This window comes from Fluviicola sp. (assembly GCF_039596355.1).
Classification (GTDB): domain Bacteria; phylum Bacteroidota; class Bacteroidia; order Flavobacteriales_D; family Crocinitomicaceae; genus Fluviicola.
The window spans coordinates 66,741-84,050 of the sequence record NZ_JBCNJW010000012.1; the positions used below are offsets into that span (position 1 = coordinate 66,741).

Consider the following 17,310-nt stretch of genomic DNA (forward strand, 5'->3'; position numbering starts at 1 on the left):
TGTTTTACACAAATGATAACTATTGTTTCTTCACTGAAAACTAAAATTCAGGAGTAAAACAGCGGTGAAAAGAAAGAAAAAACTCCCGGCAAAAGGCCATTCAGCAAAAATATCATTTTGCAATTTTACGAATTCGCGCAAATCTCACACTCTAATCCTCTTTCGTATCGTAACGCTCTACACGTTTCACTCCTTCTACCTGTTCGACCCCAACCGGAAATAGAGCATGAACTGGATATACAAGGGATCGTATTTCGCCAAACCCTGGTCTCCGGATTTCACAATCGTGAACTTATTAGCTGCCGGACGACCATCGAAATTATAATGTGCAGCATCAAAATCGAAAGAATAGTTGGAATAAGTGTCTGCATCCCTGAAGTTGACCTTCGTCTGGGCCTGGTAACTCACCAGTGCTTTTAAGCCTATAAACTCGTATTCCCACCGGAAACCGATTCCCAAACCGACATTCAGCGAAGATGCCATTTCCCAATCAGAAACCACCATTTTACTGCAACCGCACGTATCCTGGTAATGAACATCCATGTAAGCCCTGTAAACGGTCATCCCCAAATCTGCACGTACAAATCCGTTGAAATGCGCTCCCATTTTCAGGAAATTGTATTCAGCATAGAGTGACGGTGTATAGGTTCGGGCTTTTAAACCCCACGCAGCAGTTAACGGAGTCGTTTTTGTCTGCTGACTTCCTGGCCCCAGGTAATCTTCCGGCTGATAAGTTCTGGAAAAAGCAAAATCCCCTAATTTCTGATAGGCAAATGAAACTCCAAGCCCCCATTTCTGGCTGACTCCCAAGCTTCCTGAAAAATCAAAAACATGAGCAACATGATCATTGAACCAGGACAAATCACGAAACCGCATGGTGTTCACCTGGTTTTGGTTCATTCCTACAATGGCATTGACTCCGTAACCGAAACGCAACACACCGTGTTTTTCAGGAGTAAGATTCCCCATGTGATTCGGGTCGAATCTCTCGGAATCCGGAGTTGCATCCTTGTTTTTTTCATCGGAATGAGAGCTACTGCTACTACTCCTGCCACTCCTTCCTGAGCTGCTTTTCCCACCAGAGCAACTTTGGGCATAGGCTTGGCTAAATCCCAAACAAAACAAGGAAATCAATGCAGGGATAACAATTCGCTTCATAAGCATTAGGTTTGAGCTAAATGTAGCAACCCTTTCGAAGTCAAAGTGTTAAACAGACGTTAAAATTCCTTAAATCCCGAATACCTGGACAATACACCTAATCCTCTTTCGTATCGTAACGCTCCACACGTTTCACTCCTTCTACCTGTTCGAATTTGCGCATCAGGATATCGAGGTGCTCCGTATCAAAAACCAATACATGAATCCGTCCTTCAAACAACCCATCATTGGCTTCGAAAGAAATCGATTTCATATTGACATTCAACTCGTTTGAAATGACTTCTGTGATTTTGTTCACGATTCCCACATCATCGATCCCGATCAGGCGGATTGCAGCAACACGCGCAACCAAATCCTGGCTCCTCCATCGTGCTTTGATGCAGCGGTAGGCCATCTTAGACTGCAAATGCTCTGCATTCGGGCAGTTGATACGGTGAATCTTGATTCCTTCCGAAATAGTGATAAATCCGAAAACAGGATCTCCCGGAATCGGGTTACAGCAACGTGCCATCTGGTATTGGATATTTTTGAAATCCTCCCCGATGATGATGGTGTCTTCTTTTTTATTGATTTTCGGATAAACATCAAGTTCGTGCTTATCCTTATTCGGAGTCACTTTTTTCTCCAGCTGCAGAAGTCCGTTTACATTATCCAGCTCACGCAGTTTGGATAAATCCAGTTTTCCTTTTGCAATGCGGATATACAAATCTGTAGCGGATGAAAATCCGTAAAAACGTTCCAGGGTCGTGATATTCTCTGATTTGAACTGGATGTGAAGCTGTTTGAATTTGCGCTCCAGGATTTCTTTTCCATCCGCAGCAATTTCTTTCCGCTCTTCGTTTAGTGCCGATTTGATCTTCTGACGCGCTCTCGCTGTTCCTGCCAGGCGTAACCAGTCTTCCGTCGGTTTTTGTTTCGACGAAGTAATGATCTCTAACTGATCTCCATTCTGAAGCTGGTAACTGAGCGGAACCAGGCGGTTATTCACCTTTGCACCGATACATTTGTTCCCGATATCGCTGTGAATGTCGTAGGCAAAGTCCAGGATTGTGGCTCCCACCGGAAGCACACGCAAATCTCCTTTCGGGGTAAACACATAAATCTCATCATGGAACAGGTTCATTTTAAACTCTTCCACGAAGTCCATTGCGTTCACATCCGGATTTTCCAGCAAGTCGCGGATTTCTGAAATCCAGCGGTCAAACTTACTGTCGTCCTTCTGATTTTCTTTGTACCTGTAATGTGCCGCCAACCCTTTCTCGGCAATCTCGTCCATCCGCTTCGTACGGATTTGCACTTCAACCCATTTCCCTTGCGGCGACATCACCGTCGTGTGCAGGGATTCGTAGCCATTTGCACGTGGAGTTGAAATCCAGTCTCTCAAACGATCCGGACTCGGCTGGTAGAAATCAGTCACAATAGAATACACTCTCCAGCAATCAGCCTTTTCCATTTCGATCGGTGTATCAAGAATGATACGAACAGCAAACAAATCAAATACTTCCTCAAAAGGCAGGTCTTTGCTATTCATTTTTCGCCAGATCGAAGAAATGGATTTCGTCCGGGCTTTGATCTCGAAATGGTACCCTTCCCGGTTTAGCCCTTCGCGAATCGGGTTGATGAACCGGCGGATAAAGCGGTTACGCACATCTTCCGTCGACTTCAGTTTCAACTGGATGTTCCGGTAAATATCCGGCTCAGTGTATTTCATCGCCAGGTCTTCCAGTTCCGTTTTGATGGAATAAAGTCCCAAACGGTGTGCCAGCGGAGCATAGAGGAATTTTGTTTCGGAAGCAATTTTGAGCTGTTGTTCCGGACTCATACTGTCCAGCGTACGCATATTATGCAAACGGTCGGCCAGTTTGATGAGCACTACACGCAAATCATCTGAGATCGTCAGAATCATCTTACGGAAGTTTTCTGCCTGAACCGATGTATTCTGGTCAAATACATCCGGAATTTTGGTCAAACCATCGATGATTCTTCTGGCTTTTTCACCGAAAAGATCTTCAACGTCCTGGAGTGTGATATGCGTATCTTCAACGGTATCATGCAGCAAGGCACAGGCAATGGATGTTGCTCCCAATCCCATTTCTTCGGCACATATACGCGCCACGGCAATCGGGTGATAAATATACGGTTCTCCCGACTTTCTGCGCATGTCTTTATGCGCCTCTACCGCCACATCAAATGCTTTTCTGATGTAGGCCGTATCCTGGCGGGTTCTGTTCTTTGTTGCTCTTAAAAGCCCTTTAAAAGCAGCTAAAATTTCCAAACGTTCCTTTTCCAGATCTATCTGAGCTTCCATATTTGCAGATTCCATTGAATTTACAAAAATAATGGGAAAAACGCTGCATAATCAGCCAATATTAAGAAGTGTTAACAGACTGCCGTTAATTCCGGGAAAAGCTGAAAACGAACCGCTCCGGAGGAAGGAAATTTAATGTATTTCGTACTTGAGGCGGATGGTGATATTGGCTGTTTTCTTTTTAGAACTCGTATTGAAATTTCCACCCCACGAGAATTGCTCAGAAGAATTTTCACCGGTAATCTGGAACACTCCCATATCTGCCGTTTTGAGTTTTCCCAAGCTTCCACCTGCGTTCAGCGCAATTTTCTCCGCCCGGTTTTTCGCATCCGTTGTAGCCGATTCGATCATTTTAAGTTTCAACTGAGCCAGTTTCGTGTAATAGTATTCCGGAGGATAAGAAGTTAGCTCCACACCTGCATCGATCAACTCAGTCACTTCCCGTGAAATATTCTCTACTCCGTCTACATTTTTCGATTGGATTTTCAGGTTCTGCGTCAGTTGGTAGCCGTTAAAAACCGTATTTCGAAGCTGTCCGTTCTGATCGTAATCGTACACAAAGTCTTTTTGAATATCTACGGCTTCAAAGATCAGTTCGTCAGCCTTGATTCCTTTTGAGATCAAATATTTTCGAATCGTCTGCTGGTCTTTATTCAACTCGCTGTAGGCCGTTTTGAGGTCGTAGTTCTTTTTGGAAAAACCGGCTCTCCATACGATCAGGTCGCTGGTAAAGTTTTCCTCCCCGGAACCAGTCACACTGATTGCATCTGCCACTTTCGACCGGTTCTTATACCCGTTCGCTAACAAAAATCCTGTAATAATCACTGCTACAGCAATGATAATCGTATTTACGCTTTGCTTCATCATACCGAAAGAAACTAAAAAAGCCGCAGTTATCCAAACTACGGCTCCTTTTATTCATCTTAGCTATCTAATCTGCCAGTTTGATATAGGCGGTGTATTCTTCTTTCTCTCCCGTAGAATTGTTGTAATCCGTTGTTTGAATGGTCATCTTATCCTTTTTGGGTTTATCCAGGATTTTGAACACCGACGCTTCACCGTTAAACATCATGGTAATCTGGTCTTTCGTATTCGTCCAGGTTCCCGAACTGGTCTCAGGCGAACCGTTTAAAACCAGCGTCATGACCACCGATCCTTTTTTGTCAAAAACAATATTGCCTGCATTCGGAATATTCGCAGACGACTGCAGCGTGTTGTTGACATAATACTTGTAATCAATCGACGTAACATCCCATTTTCCGTCTTTTCGTACCAACCAGTGCTCAATGCGCTTTTCTTTCGAGCAGGCGCTTAGCACAACCGTTAAAACAGACAGAAGAAACAGAACTTTTGCAATTTTTCTCATTGAATAAGGGTATGAAGTGAAATGCAAAATTACAGTCTTGTACAAACAAAAAAATCCACCTTTCGGTGGATTTTTTTTCAACGTTTCCGTTGTATGACTTATCTCTGAATCAGGGACGTCCGTTTTTATCGCACACGCAATCACACTTCAACTTAGCCAATCTTCGATATCCAGGCGATTCTCGGGAAACAGAATTTAATTCGCTTTCGCCGGAAGGATTTTCCCGGAAACTTCTCCGAATCCGATTCGAACTCCGTCTTTGGAAGAGAATCCGCGCATGATCACAGTATCTCCGTCCTGGATAAATTTACGTTCTGTTCCGTCATTCATTTGCAGCGGTTTTGTTCCTTTCCACGCCAATTCCAGCATCGATCCGTATGAATCCGGTGTTGGTCCGGAAATGGTTCCTGAACCCATCAAATCGCCACGACGAATATTACATCCGTTCACCGTATGATGCGCCAGCTGCTGTGCCATATTCCAGTACATGTATTTGAAGTTGGACGTACAGATTTTGGTTTCTTCCCCGTTTTCAGGCGCAATAAACACTTCCAGCTGGATGTCGTAGGACAACTGCCCTTCGTATTTCAGGTAAGAAAGTACTTCCGGATCTTGTACCGGACCGTCTGTTTTAAATGGCTGCAATGCATCCAGGGTCACGATCCACGGAGAAATAGACGATGCGAAGTTTTTCGCCAGGAAAGGTCCGAGCGGAACGTATTCCCAGGTTTGAATATCTCTTGCCGACCAATCGTTGAACAACACCATTCCAAAAATATAATCTTCTGCCTCTTCTGTCGAAATGGATTCTCCCAATGGCTTTCCGTCGAAGGTAATGAATGCTGTTTCCAATTCGAAATCCAGGTTTCTGCACGGAGCATAAATCGGCGGTTCATCCGGGTTCGGCTTGATTTGACCTTTCGGTCTGTGTACCGGTTCTCCCGAAATAATAATGGAACTGGCTCTTCCGTGGTAACCTACAGGCAGCCACAACCAGTTCGGAAGCAATGCATTTGCAGGATCTCGGAACATGGTTCCTACGTTCGTTGCGTGCTCTCTGCTCGAATAAAAATCGGTGTAATCGCCAATCTGAACCGGCATGCACATGTGCACATTTTCTATCGGAATCAAGACCTGTGCAACGTGCTGCTCGTTCTGCTGCAAATCCGGCTGGTTTACATCAAACAATTTTGACAAACGGTTTCTCAAATCCCGTACTGCTTTTTTCCCTTTTTTCATCATCGGATTCAGGGAGTCGGTATCGAAATCCGTTAACTCAAAAGGTAAATTCTCCAAATATCCTAATACATGAAGTGTTTTCAGATCAATGACTTTGTTCCCGATCCGGGATGCAACATGCGGAGTCAGGTTTTCACTCTTGACTACTCCGAAAGGGATGTTCTGAATCGGGAAATCCGAATCCGAAGAAACTTCGATCCAGGATTTCAAAGCGGGATTATTTGCAGGGATTTGTGACATTGTCTTTCATTTTTATAACAACAAAGATAATCCTTAATTGCAGGAAACCCGATAAAAATGAGGATAAAAGTCTCAACCCATCCCGTAAAAAGACTCACTTTATGTTCATGCTTTTGAGAATCTCTTCAACCCAAAGCGCATACATCCCTGCAGCTGGATGCAAACCGTCAGCAGCTACCAAACCGGTTTCATTCAATCCTCTTCTTGAAATTCCGGTGATGTCAATGTAATGCAGACTCAGGGAATCGGAAATCCGTTGATTGGATGCATTAAACAAATCAATTCGTTGGGAAATGCGTTCTCGGTTCTTTTCTCCAAAAGGAGTATAACCGTAATCCGGAATGGAAAGAATGTATACCCGATCTGTTTTGTTTCCAGCCAGTTCTATAGCCTTTTGACATAAGATTCTGAAATCCCGTTCATATTCCTGCAAAGATCTCCCCTGAAACTCATTGTTTACGCCAATCAGCAACGTCACCAGATCGTACTCCTTTTCGAGATGAGCTGATTCGACTGCCTTTATGAGCTGGTCAGTGCGCCAACCGGTGCGGGCAATAATCGAGGGACTTTCGTATTTCCTGCCGTTACGACTGATCGAGTCAGCCAACTGATAGGGAAAATTGTGGTTCACCGGCACACTTTCACCGATGGTATAGGAATCTCCCAATGCCAGATAAGAAACTCCTTTTCGGGATGTGGAACAAGCAGCCCCGATTAACATCAGGAATAGTCCGAAAATCATATTAGTCCATTTCATGACTCAGATACGAGCGGGAACCTGCTTTGGATTAAAAGCGGGAAGAAAACGCCTGAAAAGGCAAAAAGCGACTTCGACTCCGCTCAGTCTGCTTTTGCCTTTTCAATTTTCACTTTTGAATTTATTTGACTTTCTCTTTCATAAACTTGTTGAAGTCAATCCAGCTTTTTTTATCTGCTGCCGCGTTATAGGCAATCGGCATGGAGAATTTCTTTCCCGTTTCTGTTGAGTGTGGATTGGTAAAAGCATGGGTTGCATCTGCATAATTGATGAACGTGAAATCGGCTCCGGCATCCGCCATCTGTTTTTTAAATTCGACGATGTCTGTTTCCGGAACAAATGAATCTGCCGCACCGTTACACACCAATACCGCTGCTTTCAGCTTAGTCTTGTCGACCGGAATTCCTGCCAAACCACCGTGAAAACTTACCACTGCATCTACCGGAGCTCCCATTTTGGCAGCGTTCAAAACTACCGAACCTCCAAAACAGTACCCGATTGCAATGACTTTGGAAGCATCCACTCCCGGTATTGTCATAGCTTTGTTATAACCGGCCATGAAACGGTCGTAGGAAAATTGCGGATCAGTGTAAAAAGGTGTTGCCAATGCTTGCGCATCTTTCGGATTGGCAGCTATTTTGCCCGTTCCGTACATATCAATGCAAAAAGCAATGTTTCCTTCTTTGGCGATCTGAAGCGCACGTGTTTTAACATAATCGTTCAATCCCCACCATTCGTGAACGATCAGAACCGTCTTTGTTTTTTTACTCAGTTTTTCCGGCTTTGCATAAAATCCGGTGAATGATTGTCCGTTAATGGAATACTGTACGGAATCCAGTTTTTGTGAGAATACACTGTTTGCGCTGAAAAGCAATGCTAAAAGAATGAGTCGCTTCATACCAGTTAAAATTTGATGTTTTACGTTATCAAAGATACAACTGATTTTAATTCCTAACACTGAATTACGAATTACGAATTACGAATTACGAATTACGAATTACGAATTACGAATTACGAATTACGAATTCCTAAAACAAAATCTTTTTAACTCGTCATTCATAAATCAGCATTTGTCATTACACTGAGCGTATCTCCCGTTCTTTCGTTTCGAATGCTTTCTCAGATTCCACTTCCGCTACTTTCATTTCGTATGCTTCTCTCAAAGCTACTTTGGTATCGTATGCTCCGTATGAAAGAAATAGCTTACTGATGATCGGGATCAGTTCAAACAAGGTCAGAATCACCATCAAGAGGTAATATTGGTTCTGCAAACTGCGGGTTTTGTCTTTTTCGAAAAGCGATTGCAACGCTTCTTTCTTGATCAAAAAACCTTTTCCGTCGAGTGTTTTTTCAAATTCAGCCACACTTTTGGTCACTTTCTGGTTGATTTCCTCCAATTCGACATTGATTTTTTCCAATTCGGTGTTGATCGTTTTTCCCTGCTTTTCGAGGTCTTCTTTCGCAATGGCGTAACTGTTCTTTTTAGCCTCGGCAATTCCACCGATTCCGTATTTCCCGGAACCTCCCGTTCCGTCAATTTCTTTCAGGTAGTCGTTTTGTTTCTCGATTGCCAGGTCGTTCTTTTCTTTCAGTTCCGTTTCCAGCTTTTTCTTATTCGCCAGCAATTCCTCTTTCCGCGTTTGGTACACTTGTTCGATTTCCACCTTCTTCTCTGCCAGTTTTTTATCGAGCAAAAGCGGTACTTCGCGCTCCACATCCGAACTAAAAATGAAGAGAATGATCGGCTGTGCCAGGAAAGCACCAATACACAACGCCATAACGATCCGGAGGATGATAGCAACAATGTTGTTCTTCTTTTTATTGATCGATGAAATCAACACGCGGTCTATCGACAATACGAAACCTCCCATGAAAATTCCCAGGGTAACGAACAAAAACGGCGAATCAGAGTTGGTACTCCAGAAATAACCCCACGCCAGCGTAGCATAGAGCCAGGTAAAAAGCATTGCAGAGCCAACAATTTTATACCTGTTCCGGTCGACCGTACAATCCTGGATCAATTCCTTGATTGCTGTGGAAAACCACCACAACACTTCGGTTGTCTGGTCTGATTCAGATTCTTTTTTCTGTTTGATTTGATTTGAATTTTCCGCCATATAATCCGTTTAGCCCTATAAATGGGTTTGAAGAATTTAAGTTACAGCGAAATTAGAATCCTGTGAAAAGAAAATCGGTGAATGGTTGTTAATAAACAATAAAATACCTCCGGAAGGCCAACCTTTTGAAACACCGTTCGTTCTATGCGAGTTTAAACTTCGACTGACTCAACTTGCTCGATTCAAAAGGTTTAAAGGATAAAATTTGAACGTTCTCCCCTTTTAAACAATTGCAGCAGCATTTACTCATCCAATCCGCTGCTTCTTTTCGGCAAACCGTTCAGCTCTTCTTCTAAAAGAGCGATCAACGGATGCGCAGCGGTTTGTGGATTACCTTTTAACTCTTCAATGGTTCTGAGGATGGATGCTGCCGAGCGAACTTCTTTTTTCTCGGTTTCAAAACGGGATTTCGGCGCCTGGGCAAAAAACCATTCATCCGACCACGCGTTCCGTACTCCGTCAATGACTAAATGCACACGATCTTCCTTTCCCCGGTTTGCCACAGAATGCACGAAGTTGACGTTGGCATACCAACACTCTCCCGGAAGCATTTTCAGTTCTTCTCCGTCCAGGATAAATTCCACACCTGGATTGGTCACCACCGGAATGTGCAGGCGAAACTGGTTGTCTTCATAGCCCAGTTCGTGATCGCGGTGCGGCTTAATTTCAGCACCGGCTTCCAGTTTGAGCAGGCGAACCGAAAGAATCGGGAACTGAAATGTTTGGATTACTTCCCGAAAGTAGGCACAGTTTTTCATCAGCGGGGTTTCCGTGATCGATGCATCATCCGCCATCGGAACAAAAATATGCTGTGCATCGCCATTTTTGGCATACAGGGAAAGCGCATTCCAGTTTCCGGTATAGCCCCCGGTATTGAAATGCGGAACCCATTCGCTACCGAGAACCAAAGACAGGTCGTGTGCCAGTTTCTGTCCATCGAACTGAACCGGAAATTTGAGGTGTTTAATGACCGTATTTTCACTCATCGTACCCATTTTAACATGTCAGGAAAAGCCTTCGTCCCCGTTTTCGCCGCTTTTTCCGGCCCGTTGCATAGTCCCATCCATTCCAGCAGGGGAAGCCCGATGTAATTACCGGAGTTAAACGATTCGATCAGCCAGGCCGACTGACCTTTGTAACCTTCTGGATGAAAGACCACTTCCGGCTCAATTTCCAGGAAACGCAGCGCTGCATAAGACCATAAGATGGCCGCAATTTCGTCTCCCTGACTGGGCCATTCCGGATCCATTTCTTCTGTCCCGATTTTTGATCGTTGTTCCGGATCCGTCACTGCCAGATGTCCCGCTTCGTGAAGCAAATCTCCCGGGAATTTCAACTGTTCCGGATCCATGAGAATGGTATTTTGTCCCAGCGCAAGTCCGGGTAAGAAACAATCTCCGGGTAGTTCGGTTTCTACAACCTGAATTCCTGTTTGATGTAAAAATTGGATGATTTTTTCGCGTTCCATGGGAGGTGAATAGCTTTTCTGAGGATGAAAATACAGAAATTCTTCAGAACTTGTTGATATGTTGTTTTTTTCCACTTTTAATCCGCTTCAAAAGCATATTTTACGGGACTTGCGGGTCTTATGCTAAAATTTTACTAAATCGATTTAAATAATTGATTTTTAAACTTTTGAATGGAATTTAATACATATTTGACGTGGACTTAACCCCGGCGGAGCATTATCGTAATATCTTTGCGCCAAATTATTTGAGATTGCGTTTATGACCTGTCTTTATCCTATTCTGAACTTTTCATCCCGGTCTCAATCCGGAAAGCGATCACTCATTGCTTTGACAAAATATACCCTTGCACTGCTTTTCCTGCAAATCTCAGGAATCGCTTCATCCCAGGTTACCGTTGGTTTTCAAGGTGGTGAGCCGGGAGATCCCTGGGGATATACTTCTACCGGAGCAAGTTCACTCGCAATTTCTGAAGCAACCCAAACTCCCAACAAAGTTACCGGAACCACATCCCTCGTAGTGGGTGGAAATACAGGAGGTGGAAACTGTTTTGATACCGGATCCGGGAACGGACCTGCTACTCCACGCACTTTCACTTTTGACGTATTGGATATTTCTTCCAGCAATGCATCGGTCAGAACGCTGACATTTAATTGGGGAAACCGTTTTCCTGTATGCGTCGGAACGGGATGGGATTCGGGAGAGAATCTGGTGTTTACAGCCTACCACGACGGAACGCCTCAACCTTCCGTTACATTGGCTACCGGGAACAACAATGCACAATTCAGTATTTTATCGAACAGCTATACCTGGACCATTCCTGCCTGTGTGTCTCAATTCCGCTTCGTGCTTAGTATTACGACCAACCGTGCAGATGAATTATTGTTTGTTGACAACGTCAAAATGACTGCTCCTCAACTCAACGGTTCGCTGACAACAAGCCCGATTGCCGGAAACACGTCGGTGTGCCAGGGAAGTACACCAACCTACAGCGTGACTCCTCAATCCGGAATTTCCTACACCTGGAGCGGACTTCCTGCAGGGGCTTCTTTCACTACGACCAACGGAACAACTGCTTCTTCGTCGATAACTGTCAACTGGGGAACGGTTGCTCCAGGCACTTATTCATTCTCTGTTACTCCTTCCAATGCATGTGGAGTCGTCGGAACACCGCAATCCATTTCTGTTACGGTTCTTCCCGACCCGACTCCTGTAACGATTTCCGGCCCCACTTCCCTTTGCAACGGGGAAACAATTACTTTAAGTTCCAGTTACGCCTCGGGCAACAGCTGGACACCAAACGGAGAAACAACTTCTTCTATCACAGTTTCTGCACCGGGAACATATACCGTATCGGTCACAACGACCTGCGGCGTGGTAACAGCTTCACAAACTGTAACACTGAATCCTGTTCCGAATATTCAATCCGTAACGCCGACACCTATCAGCTGTTTCGGGGCTAATGACGGTGTTTTGACCATCGTTTCAACGGATTCCAACCTGGAATACTCACTGGACGGAACAACCTGGCAATCCGGCAACACATTTAGCAACCTGACTCCGGGAACGTATACGCCGCGTGTGCGTTTCGTAAACGGTTGTTCAACGACTCTATCTCCTGTCACATTCACAGAACCTGCCCAAGTAACGGCAAGTGCATCCAGCACCGGAACATTCTGCGACGGAGCACCGGTTTCGCTTCACGGATCAACCACTTCTACCGGAACACCTGCCTTCAACTGGACCGGACCGAACGGATTTACTTCCACGTTGCAAAATCCTACTTTTACAGGTCAAACCGGAACGTATACCTATCAACTGATTGTTTCAATCAACGGATGTCAAAGTGATCCTGCTTCGATCGCTGTTACCATTCAGCCAATTCCGGTAGCGAATGTCTCCAACACCGGGCCTTACTGCACCGGTTCACCGGTCGTATTGAACAGCTCAACGACTTCAACCGGAACCGTTACTTATTCCTGGACCGGGCCAAACAGTTACACTTCTTCCCTTTCCAATCCAACGAATGCAACGGAAGCCGGAACGTATCAATTGATCATCACGGAACACGGATGCCAGAGTTCTCCGGTAAGCACAACGGTTGTGATCAACCCGACCCCAACTGCACAAGCTTCGTATACTGCTCCTTTTTGTGTTGGAACACCACTTCAATTAAACGGATCAACTACCGCAACGGGAACAGTTACCTACTCCTGGAGCGGCCCGAACGGATATACTTCCCAGGTTCAAAATCCTACCGACGGAACTGAAGCAGGAACATACACACTCATCGTGTCACAATTGGGTTGCAACAGCACCCCTGCAACTGTCACCGTTGTTTCGGAAGTTCCTTCAATCTCTGTTTCCAACACCGGACCTTATTGTGAAGGAACAGCGATCCAGTTGAACGGTTCTTCTACCACGGCAGGAGTTACTTATTCCTGGAGCGGGCCAAACGGCTATGCTTCCCAGGTTCAAAACCCTTCAGATGCTACTGTCAGCGGTACCTATACCCTGATTGTAAGTTTGAACAACTGTACCAGTACCGCTTCGACCCAGGTGTCCGTGAGAGCGAACCCTTTTGCTGCTTTCTCTTCTTCTGCACCCTGTATGAACGACAGCGTTGTTTTTACATCTGCCTGTTCGGTGCCGGCTCCGGAAGTAATTACCAACTGGCACTGGGATTTCAACGACGGATTTACGTCTTCCGAACAGCATCCCAAACATTTGTTTGCAAGTACCGGAACGCATACAGTATTGCTGAAAGTAACCACCGCTTCGAATTGTGCAACAACGGTGGTACAGGACGTGGAAGTAAAGGAGGCGATCAGCGCGAATTTCTTTTTCTCGCCTGGCAGCGTTTCGACCCTGGATCCGACAGTTCATTTTGTGAATTCAAGTACGAATGCCACTTCCTACCTTTGGAACTTCGATTACGAAGGGGCACAGTCTACGGAAACATCTCCTAATTTTACGTATCCTTCACTGCCAGGTTTTTACAGCGTGAAGCTGATTGCCTACAACGATGAGGGATGCATGGACAGCATTACCAAGGTCATTCCGTTGAAGGACGAAATGATCTATTACGTGCCGAATGCGTTTACTCCTGACGGCGACGAATTCAACCAAACCTTCAAACCGGTATTTACCAGTGGATTTGATCCTCAAAACTACACCTTACTGATTTACAACCGCTGGGGCGAAACGGTTTTCGAATCACACGACGCAGATTCCGGTTGGGACGGAACATACCAGAACACAATGGTTCCGGAAGGAACTTACATCTGGAGCATCAAAGTGAAGCAGCTGTACAGCGATGCTTTCGAGGCATTTTCCGGACACGTATCACTTGTCAGATAAGTTTTCAAAAGTCTTTTTTTCACCTCATCATTCCGGGAATTCAACAGGGTTTCCGGAATTTGTTTTTTTATCTGAAATGAAGCGGAAAAACGCCTGAAAATCGTTTTTTTAAATATGAACTAAAAAAAGTGTTTTCAAATTAATGACATTAATTGTTTATGGAACGAAAAGTTCGTCCAGATGTCAGCTGTTTTGAACTATTTGGTAGATAACTTGAGGAGATTTAATCTTCAGGGAAGTATGTTTCAATAACTTCCTCGAACTCTTTTAAAACAATCGGGGCAATTGTTCGCGGATTTAAAATCGGGGTTACGTCATCCGTGATAGCGAATCGTACCATCGCATTTGTCAATACATGATTGATAATCCAAAGAATTGGAAAAAGAACAAATAGCTATAAACCAGTCGGGGCGGAAATTTTTCCGCCCCGACTGGTTATATCATGTAATTTACTTACTCTTTTACCACTTAAACAGTGGTCTTTCGCTCATCAATGCGTTTACTTCCGAACGAACCAGGTTAATGGTTTCTTCGTTGCCAATATTCATCAGTACGCGGTCGATCAGCTTCACGATTACCGGGATTTCTGCTTCGGTAATTCCTCTGGAAGTGATTGCAGAAGTTCCAACACGGATTCCGGATGTGATAAACGGTGACTCCGTATCGAAAGGAACCATGTTCTTATTCACTGTAATATCTGCCAGAACCAAGTTGTTTTCTGCATCTTTCCCGGTTACTCCTTTGGAGCGCAGGTCGATCAGCATACTGTGATTGTCTGTACCTCCGGAAATGATTTTGTAGCCCAGTTTGGTGAATTCTTCCGCCATCAACGCAGCGTTTTTCTTCACCTGCAGCATGTATGTTTTGTAATTGTCAGACAAGGCTTCCCCGAAAGCGACCGCTTTAGCAGCAATTACGTGCTCCAGCGGACCTCCCTGGATTCCCGGGAAAACAGCTGCATCCAGCAATGCTCCCATAGATTTCAGGTTTCCGTTGTTCCATTTCAAGCCGAACGGGTTTTCGAAGTTGTGACGCATCATGATCACACCTCCACGCGGCCCGCGCAGTGTTTTGTGCGTGGTTGTCGTAACGATGTGGCAATGCTCCAATGGATCGTTCAGCAAACCTGCTGCGATCAAACCTGCCGGGTGAGAAATATCAGCCAGGATCAAAGCCCCAACCTCATTGGCAATTTTGCGGATGCGTGCGTAATCCCAGTCTCTGGAATAAGCAGATGCACCACACACGATCATTTTCGGTTTTTCGCGTTTCGCTACTTCTTCCATCATGTCGTAATCAACACGTCCAGTTTCCTGGCTTACACCGTAAAAAACAGGTCGGTACAATTTACCTGAAAAGTTTACCGGCGAACCATGCGTCAAGTGTCCTCCGTGACTCAAATCAAATCCAAGAATGGTATCTCCGGGTTGCAAACAAGCCAGGAAAACCGCAGCATTGGCCTGTGCTCCGGAGTGCGGCTGCACATTTGCCCAGGTTGCCCCGAATAATTGACACAAACGATCGATCGCCAGTTGTTCTACTTTGTCAACCACTTCACAACCTCCGTAGTATCGTTTTCCCGGAAGTCCTTCAGCATATTTATTGGTTAACACGGAGCCCATTGCTTCCATCACCTCATCTGATACGAAGTTTTCGGATGCAATCAATTCGATTCCATGCTCCTGACGCTGTCTTTCTGCAGCAATTAAGTCAAATACTTCCTGATCGCGTTTCATGCTTATTTTTATTTTAATTCAAAGAGTTTAAAAAGTTCAAAGAGTTCCAAAGTTCGATGAATCAAAATGGAACCTTTTGAACCATTGAATCTTTCCTCTTCGCAGCAAATATAGTTTGATTTCATCAAAAAACGAGGCCTTCCTTACAATCGCTTAACGGAATGCAGACGATGCGAATGAACTCCGTCTATTTTCCGGAAAATTCCCTGCTCGTTGAAATCATCAATCCGCACATAACCATGGGCATGGATCACCTCCTCCTTGTTGATGAGTAGCCCGACATGATGAATGTTTCCCGAATCGGAAATGAAGAAAGCCAAATCGCCTGCTTCCCGGTCTTCAAAATCAATTTCCTGCCCCAGTTCTACCTGCTGCGAAGCATCACGCGGCAACTGGTAAGCAAAAACCCGGTGAATCTGCTGCATGAACCCGGAACAATCGATTCCGAACATGGTTTTTCCTCCCCACAAATAAGGCGCATTCAAATAAGTCAACGCAAAATCAATCAGGGAAGCCGGATCAGCATCTCCTTCACCATCCAAAAAACGGTATGTTGATTTTCCGATATGGAACGTTTCTTCTCCGTCTCCGGGACGAAAAATCCCCTTCGGCAAGATTTGTTTTCCTTCAGGCCCTTCCACAATCCGGAATTCCGAGTGCTCCACAACCAACCCGTCGAGCCAGCGGGAAACTTCTTTTTCTCTTAAATCCTGCACCTGCTTGGAGTCGATCCATCCTTCATATCCATCCATAAACGAACGGATTTTAAGCCATTGATTCGACACTTCGAGGATTTCAACCAATTCTCCGAACAGAAGCTGGGTTACCATTTCCGAACGATCGCTCGCTTCAGCGCGAACCGGTGCAATACTTGCTTTACAAAAGGCGTGTGTTCTGCTCACTTTTTCGGAAATTGAGGATGTTTAGTCAATTTAAGCGCCTGTTCCATATGCCGGTCGTTGTGATACGCCACAAACAACAAGGCATCCCCCAGCCTCAGGCGAACCAGTTTGGAGATCGAAATCGGAACCTTGACCTTTTTCAGGTTCACGGCAACCGATTTTTCAATGATTGTCAAGAACTCCTGCTGGCCTTGGAGCAAGGCGCTGATTTCATTTCCCGTCACCAATGAAGGATTCACGGTCGGATTGTATTCATTGGGAGCATTGAACTTGCGTTTCACATTGCGCGCATTTCCGAGTTTCATCGACACCCAGGCGGATTTCCCGAGTGGTGAAGATGTATAATTGATCCGGGGAGTGCGAAAACGCGTCCGGTCAATGCGGTCATTCAGCGTTTGATGGTAAAATTTCGCATACGCATTCAAATGTGCGAAAACCTCTGCCAGACTCCAGGTCTCAGGGTTAGGTTTCCAGGTCAATTGGTTCTCCGAATAGTGCGAAAATTTCGATTTTAACTGTTGAATATTTCTCTCTGTGATTGTTGCAACTTCGTTGAAGACCCATTGAGTTGTCATATGCTCGAATTTATATCAAATATAACCACACCAATTTGAATAGCAAAAGTTCTAACTGAAAATGCAACCTTTTTAAACATTTTCAT

At 44.9% G+C, this 17,310-nt stretch carries 14 protein-coding genes; 1 reads left to right on the forward strand and 13 read right to left on the reverse strand.

Going from position 1 to position 17,310, the window contains the following annotated elements; translation table 11 throughout:
- Nucleotides 1-195 precede the first annotated feature (195 nt).
- The 10 genes from ABDV94_RS17865 to ABDV94_RS17910 form a co-directional block, all read right to left on the reverse strand.
- Nucleotides 196-1,158, reverse strand: coding sequence for a hypothetical protein (locus tag ABDV94_RS17865; RefSeq protein ID WP_343748579.1), 963 nt, complete (start codon nucleotides 1,156-1,158; stop codon nucleotides 196-198).
- 97 nt (nucleotides 1,159-1,255) lie between these two features.
- Entirely contained in the window at nucleotides 1,256-3,466 is a 2,211-nt protein-coding gene (locus tag ABDV94_RS17870) for a bifunctional (p)ppGpp synthetase/guanosine-3',5'-bis(diphosphate) 3'-pyrophosphohydrolase (RefSeq protein ID WP_343748580.1), read from the reverse strand.
- Between the two features lie 132 nt (nucleotides 3,467-3,598).
- Complete coding sequence (locus ABDV94_RS17875) at nucleotides 3,599-4,333, reverse strand: SIMPL domain-containing protein (protein ID WP_343748581.1); 735 nt, start codon at nucleotides 4,331-4,333, stop codon at nucleotides 3,599-3,601.
- Between the two features lie 64 nt (nucleotides 4,334-4,397).
- The gene (locus tag ABDV94_RS17880) at nucleotides 4,398-4,832 is read right to left on the reverse strand and encodes a hypothetical protein (RefSeq protein WP_343748582.1); all 435 of its coding nucleotides are present in this window, start codon (nucleotides 4,830-4,832) and stop codon (nucleotides 4,398-4,400) included.
- A 195-nt stretch (nucleotides 4,833-5,027) separates the two neighbouring features.
- On the reverse strand, nucleotides 5,028-6,311 hold the full coding sequence (fahA, locus tag ABDV94_RS17885) for a fumarylacetoacetase (protein ID WP_343748583.1): 1,284 nt from the start codon (nucleotides 6,309-6,311) through the stop codon (nucleotides 5,028-5,030).
- Nucleotides 6,312-6,405: 94 nt separating this feature from the next.
- Nucleotides 6,406-7,068, reverse strand: a complete 663-nt coding sequence (locus tag ABDV94_RS17890; protein WP_343748584.1) for an SGNH/GDSL hydrolase family protein — start codon at nucleotides 7,066-7,068, stop codon at nucleotides 6,406-6,408.
- Nucleotides 7,069-7,189: 121 nt separating this feature from the next.
- Nucleotides 7,190-7,966 carry a dienelactone hydrolase family protein gene (locus ABDV94_RS17895; protein WP_343748585.1) on the reverse strand — a complete coding sequence of 259 codons (777 nt, stop codon included), beginning with the start codon at nucleotides 7,964-7,966 and terminating at the stop codon, nucleotides 7,190-7,192.
- Between the two features lie 178 nt (nucleotides 7,967-8,144).
- Nucleotides 8,145-9,185 carry a DUF4407 domain-containing protein gene (locus ABDV94_RS17900; protein WP_343748586.1) on the reverse strand — a complete coding sequence of 347 codons (1,041 nt, stop codon included), beginning with the start codon at nucleotides 9,183-9,185 and terminating at the stop codon, nucleotides 8,145-8,147.
- A gap of 242 nt (nucleotides 9,186-9,427) precedes the next feature.
- Nucleotides 9,428-10,171, reverse strand: a complete 744-nt coding sequence (locus tag ABDV94_RS17905; protein ID WP_343748587.1) for an aspartyl/asparaginyl beta-hydroxylase domain-containing protein — start codon at nucleotides 10,169-10,171, stop codon at nucleotides 9,428-9,430.
- A complete protein-coding gene (locus tag ABDV94_RS17910; RefSeq protein WP_343748588.1) occupies nucleotides 10,168-10,653 on the reverse strand; it encodes a hypothetical protein in 486 nt (161 codons plus the stop codon). The genes ABDV94_RS17905 and ABDV94_RS17910 overlap by 4 nt, the downstream gene beginning before the upstream one ends.
- A gap of 259 nt (nucleotides 10,654-10,912) precedes the next feature.
- On the opposite strand from ABDV94_RS17910, the gene ABDV94_RS17915 reads away from it, so the two are divergent.
- A complete protein-coding gene (locus tag ABDV94_RS17915; protein ID WP_343748589.1) occupies nucleotides 10,913-14,011 on the forward strand; it encodes a PKD domain-containing protein in 3,099 nt (1,032 codons plus the stop codon).
- A 461-nt stretch (nucleotides 14,012-14,472) separates the two neighbouring features.
- Here the strand turns inward: ABDV94_RS17915 and glyA are convergent, their stop codons facing one another.
- The 3 genes from glyA to ABDV94_RS17930 all read right to left on the reverse strand — a co-directional run bounded on the left by glyA (nucleotide 14,473) and on the right by ABDV94_RS17930 (nucleotide 17,224).
- Nucleotides 14,473-15,747: a serine hydroxymethyltransferase gene (gene glyA, locus ABDV94_RS17920; protein ID WP_343748590.1), complete on the reverse strand. Its 1,275-nt coding sequence runs from the start codon at nucleotides 15,745-15,747 to the stop codon at nucleotides 14,473-14,475.
- 143 nt (nucleotides 15,748-15,890) lie between these two features.
- Nucleotides 15,891-16,649 (reverse strand): NlpC/P60 family protein, encoded by a 759-nt coding sequence (locus tag ABDV94_RS17925; protein WP_343748591.1) that lies wholly within the window; start codon nucleotides 16,647-16,649, stop codon nucleotides 15,891-15,893.
- Complete coding sequence (locus tag ABDV94_RS17930; protein WP_343748592.1) at nucleotides 16,646-17,224, reverse strand: DinB family protein; 579 nt, start codon at nucleotides 17,222-17,224, stop codon at nucleotides 16,646-16,648. Before ABDV94_RS17930 ends, ABDV94_RS17925 begins: the two co-directional genes overlap by 4 nt.
- Nucleotides 17,225-17,310: the final 86 nt, after the last annotated feature.

Coding starts and splice junctions, on each gene's coding strand:
- ABDV94_RS17905 (WP_343748587.1), bottom strand. CDS start 10,171: ATGAGTGAAAATACGGTCATTAAACACCTCAAATTTCCGGTTCAGTTC.
- ABDV94_RS17900 (WP_343748586.1), bottom strand. CDS start 9,185: ATGGCGGAAAATTCAAATCAAATCAAACAGAAAAAAGAATCTGAATCA.
- fahA (WP_343748583.1), bottom strand. CDS start 6,311: ATGTCACAAATCCCTGCAAATAATCCCGCTTTGAAATCCTGGATCGAA.
- ABDV94_RS17890 (WP_343748584.1), bottom strand. CDS start 7,068: ATGAAATGGACTAATATGATTTTCGGACTATTCCTGATGTTAATCGGG.
- glyA (WP_343748590.1), bottom strand. CDS start 15,747: ATGAAACGCGATCAGGAAGTATTTGACTTAATTGCTGCAGAAAGACAG.
- ABDV94_RS17895 (WP_343748585.1), bottom strand. CDS start 7,966: ATGAAGCGACTCATTCTTTTAGCATTGCTTTTCAGCGCAAACAGTGTA.
- ABDV94_RS17875 (WP_343748581.1), bottom strand. CDS start 4,333: ATGATGAAGCAAAGCGTAAATACGATTATCATTGCTGTAGCAGTGATT.
- ABDV94_RS17910 (WP_343748588.1), bottom strand. CDS start 10,653: ATGGAACGCGAAAAAATCATCCAATTTTTACATCAAACAGGAATTCAG.
- ABDV94_RS17870 (WP_343748580.1), bottom strand. CDS start 3,466: ATGGAAGCTCAGATAGATCTGGAAAAGGAACGTTTGGAAATTTTAGCT.
- ABDV94_RS17865 (WP_343748579.1), bottom strand. CDS start 1,158: ATGAAGCGAATTGTTATCCCTGCATTGATTTCCTTGTTTTGTTTGGGA.
- ABDV94_RS17915 (WP_343748589.1), top strand. CDS start 10,913: ATGACCTGTCTTTATCCTATTCTGAACTTTTCATCCCGGTCTCAATCC.
- ABDV94_RS17930 (WP_343748592.1), bottom strand. CDS start 17,224: ATGACAACTCAATGGGTCTTCAACGAAGTTGCAACAATCACAGAGAGA.
- ABDV94_RS17880 (WP_343748582.1), bottom strand. CDS start 4,832: ATGAGAAAAATTGCAAAAGTTCTGTTTCTTCTGTCTGTTTTAACGGTT.